This window comes from Methanosarcina spelaei (assembly GCF_002287235.1).
Classification (GTDB): Archaea; Halobacteriota; Methanosarcinia; order Methanosarcinales; family Methanosarcinaceae; genus Methanosarcina; species Methanosarcina spelaei.
On the sequence record NZ_LMVP01000088.1, the window covers coordinates 1 to 8,472 of the forward strand.

Below are 8,472 nucleotides of genomic sequence, written 5' to 3' on the forward strand. Positions count from 1 at the left end.
AATAATGAATGGTTTACCTGTTTTTGAGGGTATTCTCGCGGCGCTCAATGGAGCGCCGCTAACTATACCCTGTGAATAGTTACTTTATTTTTTCAACTTTTACACTCTGAGTATCCGGATGGTCTACCTCGAAAATCCTTACTTTTCCCTTCAGGCCTTCAATCCTGTATGCTCTGGTATCATATCCGGCGCCCAGGATGACAAGTTGTTCAAGCCCTTCGTCAAGAGAGCTTTTTACAAAGTCATCAAAATACCTGACTCGAGCCCGAATGGAATTCGCAAGACCCGGAAAAAGACGTTCGTAATATTCTGACATCTCTTTTGTCTTTTCTGGATTGGACGCTGCAAATGCCAGTGTCTCTGGGTCAACAAAGTAGACTGCATAAGGATCATAACATATCCGTTCACTCTCTGACTTTCTCGATTCTGCAACCCTGTGGAGAGCAATCAGCTCAGCCATTTTACTGGACCTTTTTCTCTTATTGTTTGCTTCATTTGAAACTGTTAAGCTTGTCGGTTCTTGCATTTATGATCCACCCTAAAATATTTTTGCTTATAGGTTTTGATAATAAGGACGGAAAATTCGCTTTTAGATCTTCGCATATACATAAATATTTTCATTTAGTGTCCATTCTGTGAGCCCTTTAACAATTAGGGTCAACAAGATGTTCACTTCAACTGGACCAATATCGCGTCGGATCAGACCTCCATCGATCCCTGATTTGATTGCGTTACACGTTATTGAAAATGTATCCTGACGCAACTTGAGAATCTCCTTTGCGACTTCACTTATATCCTTATTATCATCAAGGTCGAACCTTCCAGACCTAAAAATTTCCCTATTTTATCAAGTCTCATATTTTATCCAAGTTCTCATATTTTATCCAAGTTCTCATATTTTATCCAAGTTCTCATATTTTATCCAAGTTCTCATATTTTATCCAAGTTCTCATATTTTATCCAAGTTCTCATATTTTATCCAAGTTTTATAATATCTGCCTGAAACCACTTTCACGAGAAAATTGAAATTTCCCCACTTAGAAAACTCACCTGCTTAACCTGTCGATCTGGCTCGAATCGCAAGCCAGGCTACTATAGCCCCTAACCCAATAATGAGGGCAACAAAACGTATAAGCCCTCCCAGAAAAGGAATTTCATATACAATTGCAAACAGGACTGCCCCGAAAATATAGTACATCATTTTTCCTGCTTCCTTTTTTAAGATTTTATTATAGATTATCCTGCCAGCAAGCAGTTTTACAGGTACTGTCGCGATAAGAAGCGCAAATACCATAAACAGGATAAGCATGATCGAAAGGCTCCACCCAATAAGAGTAGCAAGCAGGATTATAGAGAGTACCGGAAGAAGAACTAGAGTTAGAAAACCCAGTAGTCCTGTTTTCAGAGGTGAGTCTTTTACAAGTTCTACAAGGCCACCTACGAAACTCGGGAAAAGGTAGATAAGGACCAGGCCAATAGCCAGGGATGCGAGCAACCTCCATATGAAGGAGAAAATGCTAAACCCTTTGTAAAAACTTTCATGCTGTTCTTCTGTCGCATTTACCTGCGTAATATTCAGGTTTCCGCCAACCTTATCGTTCAGGTTCGATGGATAATTATCGGCTTGAAGTGCAAGATTTCCTTTAAGCTTGAAGTTATCTCCGGTTTTGAGGGTGTCTGTTGAGACATCCCCATTTCCGTTAACGGTTCCATCGAGCGTTACTTCCCCGCCACCAAGCAAAATATCTCCTTCGACTACGCTGTTCCGGGAAAGGGTAATCTGGCCGCCGAGTGCTGCCACATCTCCACCTACATTCCCGTTTACCCGTATAGATCCTCCTGCTGCGATAATGTTTCCTGAAACGTCTCCATTAACAATTATCTCCCCGCCTGCGCCCAGAAAATCATTTCCCGTGTTCCCGTTTATTTCAAGTCGAGACCCTGCAAGTACCAGGTCTCCTTGGATGTTCTGGTCGATCTGAAGGTTTTCACCAGCCCCAAAAGCGTTTCCTGAGCTCGTATGTTTAAGAAAATTTTCATCGGCAGCTCCTGCTGAGTAAGGCAGTGCAGCAAAAAGCATTATAAGTAAAATAAGAATTGATACCAATTTCTTTTCCATAAAACAGCCCTCTTTGCACTATTGCTTAATTTTTAACTTAATTTAGATCATTGTTTAATTTTGCACATAATTATTACCTTGAATTAATGAATGTTTTCAAAAGATTATTAAAACTAATATTAAAGTTGAATTTAAGTGAATTAAAAGTAAAGTAAAGTAAAGTAAAGTAAAGTAAAGCAAAGGTTCAATGAAAGTAATAACTGTATAAACCATACCTTTCACAGTAACACATATCTACGAAAATTTAGGTGGGAAGCTACATGATGTCGGTTAGACATGATTTCGGTCAGATATTGCCCTTTTTTCGGATTTGAGTTTGAGAAATTTTACCAGAAATTACTATGGATTCTGGAAGGATTGTACCTCATTCTTCCTGATTTTTCCTCTGCCGGATAACCCATTGCAATTATTGAAAACGGAGTTATATGGACTCTGTTCCAAAATCCAGTGATTTTTGCATTTTTGATAGAAAGTCTTAATTAGCAAGAAGAATCCAGTTTTTATCAAAATCGATATTCGCTATCTAAAGACTTGAATCACTAAGTTGTATTACATGGATGGTGACCATTTATAAAATCTAGTGATTTTGAGTTTTACATTCATCACTAGATTTTGGTACTGAGTCAGTTATATGTGCCGGAATATTCAACAAATCCCTGAGTTCCTGAATCATCTTTTCAACGGGATAAACCCCGATCCAGACGGCGCCAAGTCCAAGATCGTGGGCAGCAAGCAGCATATTCTGGCTTGCAGCCGAACAGTCCTGAATCCAGAAGTCTTTATATTTCGGAGCGTGCTGATCCCCGCAGACAAGCACCGCAGTTGGAGTACCCTTTAGCATTTTTGCATATGGATGTAATTCCGAAATTTTCTCAAGCAGGTCATGTTGATCAATTATAACAAAATGCCAGGGCTGCTCGTCTCCTGCAGACGGTGCATTCATTCCGGCTTTTAAAACATTCTCAATCACATCCCGATTTACCGGGTCCGGAGAATACTTTCGGATACTTCTTCGAGTTAAAATTGCGTCCATTGTTTCCATAAAATTTCCCCAATCGATAATGTTTTTTTATAACGGATAAACCTTATTGTTACAGGGCTTCATTTTCGCACAAGGCCTTATGAAGCATTAAAACTTGACAGTTAGAGTCATCAAAAATGTAGAATAGATTACCGATTGAGGTAAAAGTTAGAATCGGAATGAGATTACTTGGGTTGTGAAAAATGTGAACAAAAGGAAAAAAGTTTTAGAGCGAAATTATTTCTGGATAGAACAAAATTAGTATTAAAGAGCTCATCTTAAAACCGATTTGACTTTTTATAGAAAATTTAGATTAAATTAACTATAAATACTTTATTTGTATTCAAACTTAATATTTAAATAAAGGGTTTCGGGTTTTGGGATCAGCTCAGTATATAAATCCAAAATTTGAGGTTTGATATGAAGAGCATTATAATCCCTGGAAAGCTGATCCTATTAAATGCCATAGGAATTACAGCGCTGGTATTTTTAATACTGGGTAGTATCGCAAGCGCAGAGTCATTTGGAAATAAGGAAAATTCTAAGAGTTTAAGTAGCGAGAATATTTCTAATATCAACGGGCCTGTCCCCAATCCTTACCTGGCATCTTCACTGTATTCTATCACCCATTTTGACTCTTCCCAGAGTGACTCTACACCTTATGGGCCTCTCTGCGGTGTTTTTCACTATAGATCCAACAACAAAACCGATTGGTCGGTACCGATCGTGTAAGCTACGTTAACATTGAAGACGATAATTGGACTGCAGTGGCGGAATATGAGGCACTTGCCAATGCGACAAACAACCAATTACCTGCTGTTCCGAATAAAAATTTCAGCACCTTCGGCAAGTCATCTGCTGCAGGAATGAACGCAACCTCGATGGATATTTACTTAAAAAGCCTTCTCGGTGAAAATTGCTCCGATCGCTTCGGAAATGGGGGATACTCGGTAGTAGATAACAAAAACATACTATATGTCAATTATGGCAATAACATCTACGCATTTGCACTAAAGAATCCTTACAAACCATCCGAAGGCATAAAAAAGTGCTATATGATAGAAGATGTAGTAACTGCTATTCAGGGTAAGAACCATCTGCCAAGCGTAAGAGTATCTGGCCTTTCCATGACATATGATGGTCATCTTATTATCACATTCAGCAATGGTATAGCAGTCGTTGACCGCGACCTCAACACTACTTGTGCATCTTTCTGCCGGTTTAATGACAGTGAATACGTTAGCAACTCAATTGCAGTAGACGAAAACAACGGTATACATGTAGCTAGCAATAGTGCTATGTACAAGCTCGTCTGGACCGGTACGAAACTTTCCGACGATGAAGCTGACGGTGCGTGGTCGCAAGAATACACCAGTTCGGTACAACCTCCTATGATTAAGTTTGGCAATGGCACAGGATCTACCCCAACGCTCATGGGATTCGGCAATGACAAAGATAAACTGGTAGTCATAACCGATGGTGCCAAACGAATGAACCTGGTGGCATTCTGGCGTGACGAAATTCCTGATGGATACCAGCGCATTGCTGACCAGATCCAGGTAACATGCGGTTTGCCAAATAATACCAAATGGATACAGTCAGAACAGTCCGTAGTTGTATACGGATATGGAGCCTTTGTTGTGAATAATATTCCGGAAACTTTTGATTCTAACCTTGTAGACAAAAACAAGATTCTTCAGGTCTCACTCATGGGCCCGGCATCCCCTGCCTCGTATGGCGCTGAACGCTTCCAATGGAATACCTCAACGCATAAATGGTCTTCCGTATGGTCACGATCAGATGTCTCATCGACAAGCATGATCCCCATCCACAGCACATCTGGTAATATGGCTCTCATCAATGGTTACCAATCTCCAGAAGGCTGGGAAGTACTCGGACTTGATTGGAATACCGGTAAAACAGTTCATCAGACTATTTTTGGCGATGTGAATTTCGGAAACGGCGCATATGCAGTTCTGCAATATCTGGATAATAACGATCTGGTATTCAATTCAATCTCAGGACCGATTCGTATTCATTACGACCAGAAATGATTAGGAGGCCATTACCCTCTTTCCAAAAAAGTCTGGTGTCTCACAGTAGTAAAACGTTGCAAGAATTATGTTATAACTTGCGTAGTTGCCTGCAAAGCAGGCAATTTTTGAATTTTTTTAAAATTGATTAGTGCCCGAGTCAATCATCAAGGATTTAACGATTTCGAAGAATTCCAATCGGTTTTATATGACATTTTACGGTTGATGCGACACTAATTATTCGAAGTCCATGTTAAGAGAAATGTTTTGAGTTTTAGGATAGCCTCACTAACATAATAGCTGGAATTTATAACTTATTAAGGATATATTGCTGGATATGGAAAAAGAGAAAAAAGAAGGATGGACTCATCCAGAGGCTGCTGAAAAATATGCTCAAACAGCTGATATAATCATACCTGAAAGGAAAGAAATATTGTCGATCATCTCAAAGGTGGCAGTAGAACTAGGGTCAATGAATCCTAAGATAATTGATCTGGGATGCGGCCTGGGCGATGTGACAGCCGGAATCTTGAAGTTAAAGCCTCAAGCAGATGTTCTCATGATCGATTTCTCCGATGAGATGATAAGGCGAAGCAGTGAAAGGTTCAGGGACAATAAAAACATAACTGTAGTCCATTGGTCATCGGTTAAGGAAAAATCGTTATCAATTGCATTGATTTTCATAAAATTTGTTAAATTATTCATCAAATGCAAAACTGGAATCTGATATCGATTTCAATTTAAACACTAAACATTTGGGTTTGAGTTTTTCCGTCGAAATCGAGATCAGCAGCTCAAAATCCTTAACCGAATACAAATGAACTGTAGTCAAACGTGATCTGAATCAAGGAATCCTGGATATAACCGAAGATAGAGGATTTGATGCTGTTGTATCCTGTTTTTCAATTCATCATGTAGAGTTTGAAAACAGAATCAAGCTATATTCCGATATCCGTGAACTTCTAAAAGAGCATGGTTTATTTATAAACGGGGATCTCTTCAGGGAAGACTCTCCAGATATTGATCAATGGGAGTTAAATAACCATATATCTTCTCTGGTGATGCAACTTAAGGAAAAGCTTGGACAGGAATGGACCTTCGACGAACTAAAGCTTAATCGCCTGGAAAACGCCAAAAAGATGGGAGATAAACCCGGAACGCTCTGGGAAACATTTCACGACATGAAGGCAGCAGGATTCGGATATGTTGACTGTTTATGGAAATCCCGCAACCTTGCCATAATTGCTGCAACCAAATCTGGAAAGGGACTTTATTCTGCGAATTCCGCATTGTGATGATTTCACATTGTGATGATTTCACATTGTGATGAGTTTCACATTGTGATGAGTTTCACATTGTGATGAGCTCCATATTATGATAAGCCACATCAGAGAATAATAAGATTAATTTTTTTAGCCTTATTGCAGAGCCTTGAGGATTTCATCCGTTTTCCTCACCCTCCCTATTCTTTTGAATATGAAGTTTACAGCTGCATTATGTTGTTCCTCAGATCTGGAAGCCATAGCGTCTTCGGCAAAAATTTGTTGAAATCCATACTCGTAGGCAAAGCGTGCTGTACTTTCAACGCCAAAGTCGGTTGAAATTCCACAAAGTACGATCGTGCTCATTCCACGTCGCCGTAGCTGGAGTTCCAGATCAGTCCCGTAAAATGCTCCCCACTGCCTTTTAGTTATAACAATATCCTTTGAGGTAGGGGATATTTCAGGCACAAATTCAGACCAGTCAACGGGCGGGACTGAAAAACTCGAGAATGACTCATCGCTTAAGACCTTGAGCATCGTCTCTTTTGTTATTACAACATGCGCAAGGAATACGAGCATATCGTTTTTCCGAAACGTGTCTACGAGCTTTGAGGCATTTGCTATAACATCCTGTGCAAGATAAGGCTTTGTTTGCTGTGCGACTATTCCCTTCTGTAGGTCTATAACCACAAGAGCTGTTTTGGCTTTATCAATAGTTAACTCCTGCATACGCCATCACCATATCAAACACTAGCACCAAGTTATTTATTCGCTCTGTTAGTTAACTATATGTCGTTTCTTCACTCTTATCGTTTCTTCATTCTTGCCATTTTTTCATTCTTATCATTTCTTCATTCTTGCCATTTTTTCATTCTTGTCAGTTCTTCATTCTTGTCAGTTCTTCATTCTTGTCAGTTCTTCATTCTTGTCAGTTCTTCGTTCTTGTCTTTTCTTCACTCTTGATGCTGAAAACTTGAAAATTTATGAATAAATTTACATTGGTCATCGGTTAAGCACTAAATTCCTTCTCTTGAAGATGTTTTTATATGACAATACCTTAACACATGTATCTCTATGTCTCCTCGTCCCCCACCTACTCTTGAAGACTCTCTTCGGGAAATGTTTCCCGAAGAGTGGTTAAGGCAAACTGCCAAAGAAACTGGTCTTATAAAACGTGAGCGCAAAATTGACCCTGTCATCATCTTTTGGGTTTTAACTCTTAGTTTTGGCGTACGCTTGCAGCGTACACTTTCCAGTTTGAAACGAGAATATGAAACTGAGTCCCATAAAACCATAAGCGATAGCAGCTGGTACTATCGTTTTACTCCAGAACTAGTTGAGTTCCTGCATCAGTGCGTAATTCACGGCATAGAAGAACTTGCAAAAGAACCTGGTAGAAAACTTAGCAAGAAGCTCGAAAACTTCCAGGATATTGTCATTCAGGACAGCACAATTGTTCGTCTTCACTCTTCTTTATCAGATAAATTTCCAGCAGCAAGAGCAAGAACAGTAGCTGCTGGAGTAAAAGTCGGAGTTATGGTAAGTGCGGTTGCTAACGGCCCTAAAACCGTTGCTCTGTACTCCGAAAAATCAGCTGAGATAAAAACATTGAAAATCGGTCCCTGGATCAAAGACCGTATTCTCCTTGTTGATCTTGGTTTCTACAAAACTCAGATGTTTGCAAGGGTTGAAGAAAATGGGGGGTATTTCGTTTCAAGAATTAAAAAGAATATGGATCCTGTTGTTGTTTCAATAGAGGAAGGAATGCCTAAAACAAAGTGCAAAGATTTCATAGGGAAACCTATTAGTGAGTGCATTAAGCAACTTTCTGGAAAAGATATTGATGCAGTTGTAAAAATAGCATTCAAAAGAAGAGAATATAAAGGCAAGCAAAAACAGGATGAGATGAATGTACGTCTTGTTGCAGTATATAATGACGAGGATGAAAAGCACCACATTTATATCACAAATATTCAGAAAGAGATTTTGAATGCAAAAGATATTGCAAACTTATATGGAGCAAGATGGGACATGTAA

At 39.4% G+C, this 8,472-nt stretch carries 9 protein-coding genes and 1 pseudogene; 5 read left to right on the forward strand and 5 right to left on the reverse strand.

Going from position 1 to position 8,472, the window contains the following annotated elements; all coding sequences use genetic code 11:
• Positions 1–79: 79 nt before the first annotated feature.
• The 4 genes from ASJ81_RS06210 to ASJ81_RS06225 form a co-directional block, all read right to left on the reverse strand.
• Positions 80–526 carry an SAM-dependent methyltransferase gene (locus ASJ81_RS06210; protein WP_095643735.1) on the reverse strand — a complete coding sequence of 149 codons (447 nt, stop codon included), beginning with the start codon at positions 524–526 and terminating at the stop codon, positions 80–82.
• A 63-nt stretch (positions 527–589) separates the two neighbouring features.
• Positions 590–763: a hypothetical protein gene (locus ASJ81_RS23220; RefSeq protein WP_212556035.1), complete on the reverse strand. Its 174-nt coding sequence runs from the start codon at positions 761–763 to the stop codon at positions 590–592.
• 291 nt (positions 764–1,054) lie between these two features.
• Positions 1,055–2,119 (reverse strand): hypothetical protein, encoded by a 1,065-nt coding sequence (locus ASJ81_RS06220; protein WP_095643736.1) that lies wholly within the window; start codon positions 2,117–2,119, stop codon positions 1,055–1,057.
• Positions 2,120–2,696: 577 nt separating this feature from the next.
• Positions 2,697–3,161, reverse strand: coding sequence for a nitroreductase family protein (locus ASJ81_RS06225; protein ID WP_095643737.1), 465 nt, complete (start codon positions 3,159–3,161; stop codon positions 2,697–2,699).
• Between the two features lie 399 nt (positions 3,162–3,560).
• Here ASJ81_RS06225 and ASJ81_RS06230 point away from each other — a divergent pair, with 399 nt between their 5' ends.
• The 4 genes from ASJ81_RS06230 to ASJ81_RS23580 all read left to right on the forward strand — a co-directional run bounded on the left by ASJ81_RS06230 (position 3,561) and on the right by ASJ81_RS23580 (position 6,468).
• Positions 3,561–3,872: a hypothetical protein gene (locus tag ASJ81_RS06230; RefSeq protein ID WP_095643738.1), complete on the forward strand. Its 312-nt coding sequence runs from the start codon at positions 3,561–3,563 to the stop codon at positions 3,870–3,872.
• Entirely contained in the window at positions 3,851–5,194 is a 1,344-nt protein-coding gene (locus ASJ81_RS06235; RefSeq protein WP_095643739.1) for a hypothetical protein, read from the forward strand. The genes ASJ81_RS06230 and ASJ81_RS06235 overlap by 22 nt, the downstream gene beginning before the upstream one ends.
• Before the next feature lie 316 nt (positions 5,195–5,510).
• Positions 5,511–5,900, forward strand: coding sequence for a class I SAM-dependent methyltransferase (locus ASJ81_RS06240; RefSeq protein WP_245859860.1), 390 nt, complete (start codon positions 5,511–5,513; stop codon positions 5,898–5,900).
• Positions 5,901–6,234: 334 nt separating this feature from the next.
• Positions 6,235–6,468, forward strand: coding sequence for a hypothetical protein (locus ASJ81_RS23580; RefSeq protein WP_245859861.1), 234 nt, complete (start codon positions 6,235–6,237; stop codon positions 6,466–6,468).
• 123 nt (positions 6,469–6,591) lie between these two features.
• Here ASJ81_RS23580 and ASJ81_RS06250 read toward each other — a convergent pair whose 3' ends face one another.
• Positions 6,592–7,164, reverse strand: a complete 573-nt coding sequence (locus ASJ81_RS06250) for a hydrolase (protein WP_095643740.1) — start codon at positions 7,162–7,164, stop codon at positions 6,592–6,594.
• A gap of 345 nt (positions 7,165–7,509) precedes the next feature.
• Between ASJ81_RS06250 and ASJ81_RS06255 the strand changes: the two are divergent.
• Positions 7,510–8,472 (forward strand): annotated as a pseudogene (locus ASJ81_RS06255) (IS4 family transposase); the annotation flags it as partial.

Excerpts from the sequence above, each read along its gene's own strand:
- ASJ81_RS06210 (WP_095643735.1), bottom strand. The coding sequence starts at position 526 with ATGCAAGAACCGACAAGCTTAACAGTTTCAAATGAAGCAAACAATAAG.
- ASJ81_RS06220 (WP_095643736.1), bottom strand. The coding sequence starts at position 2,119 with ATGGAAAAGAAATTGGTATCAATTCTTATTTTACTTATAATGCTTTTT.
- ASJ81_RS06225 (WP_095643737.1), bottom strand. The coding sequence starts at position 3,161 with ATGGAAACAATGGACGCAATTTTAACTCGAAGAAGTATCCGAAAGTAT.
- ASJ81_RS06230 (WP_095643738.1), top strand. The coding sequence starts at position 3,561 with ATGAAGAGCATTATAATCCCTGGAAAGCTGATCCTATTAAATGCCATA.
- ASJ81_RS06240 (WP_245859860.1), top strand. The coding sequence starts at position 5,511 with ATGGAAAAAGAGAAAAAAGAAGGATGGACTCATCCAGAGGCTGCTGAA.
- ASJ81_RS23580 (WP_245859861.1), top strand. The coding sequence starts at position 6,235 with ATGCAACTTAAGGAAAAGCTTGGACAGGAATGGACCTTCGACGAACTA.
- ASJ81_RS06250 (WP_095643740.1), bottom strand. The coding sequence starts at position 7,164 with ATGCAGGAGTTAACTATTGATAAAGCCAAAACAGCTCTTGTGGTTATA.